Genomic DNA, 972 nt, shown 5'->3' with positions numbered 1-972 from the left:
GGGCCTTGACCCCGGATCGTGGACACGGTGTCATTTCGGTTATGCCGCTTCCGTGAGGGTAGCTGATCTCGCGGCCGCGTAGGTGTTCTCGTAGCTGTTCGGGGTGATCTGGCCGATCGCGGAGTGGCGTCGGCGCGTGTTGTATCGGTTCGTCCACCGGAACACGGCCCGGTAGGCGGTGGCTTGATCGGGGAACGCCGACGCGCCTTGGAGGAGCTCGCGTTTGAGCGCGGCGTTGAAGCTCTCGGCCAGCGAGTTGTCGGCGCTCGTGCCCACCGCGCCCATGGACTGGGTCACCTTGAGCTGCTCGCAGAGTGCTGCGTAGGCTTTCGACGCGTAGACCGAGCCGTGGTCGCTGTGGAACACTGCGCCGGCCAGCGATCCGCGGTCGCGCTGCGCGCCGCGGAGAGCGCCTTCGACGAGTTCGGTGCGCATGTGGTCGGCGACCTGCCAGCCGGCGAGCTTGCGCGACCCGAGGTCGATGCAGGTCGCCAGATACAGGTTGCTGCCGTCCGCGATGGGGAGGTAGGTGATATCGCCGACATACCTGCGGTTCGGCTCCCCGGTGCTGAAGTCCCGCCCGATCAGGTCGAGGAACTTCCGTCCGGACTGGTCCGGGATCGTGGTCTTCACCCGGCGGCGCAGTCGGATCCCCGCGAGCGCGTGTTCCCGCATCACCCGAGCGACCCGCTTATGATTCACCCGCCCGGCGGCGGGGACGCCGTCGTTGAGGTCGGCAGTGATCCTCGGTGCCCCGTAGGCGCGGTCACCACCCTGCGCGGGGTCCTGCAGCACCCGGATCCGTGCCGCCAACCGGGCGTCGTCCGCGGCTCGCGCGGCCCGTCCCGGGGCTGCGGCCAGCCACGCGTAGAACGACGACCTCGCGATCTCGATGACCTCACACAACCGCTTCACGCCGTAGGCGTCCTTGTGGTCCTCGACGAACTGGAAGCGGTTCACCAGTTCGTCTCC

General features: G+C 68.3%; 1 protein-coding gene. It reads right to left on the bottom strand.

Features of this window, described 5'->3' with window-relative positions:
- Positions 1–39: 39 nt before the first annotated feature.
- Positions 40–972: IS3 family transposase (locus LOK55_RS13925; protein WP_229935847.1), on the bottom strand; the 933-nt coding region annotated here is incomplete at its 5' end.

This window comes from Microbacterium sp. F2E (assembly GCF_020905435.1).
Lineage (GTDB): Bacteria > Actinomycetota > Actinomycetes > Actinomycetales > Microbacteriaceae > Microbacterium > Microbacterium lacticum.
This window is presented reverse-complemented; position numbering and strand designations above follow the sequence as displayed.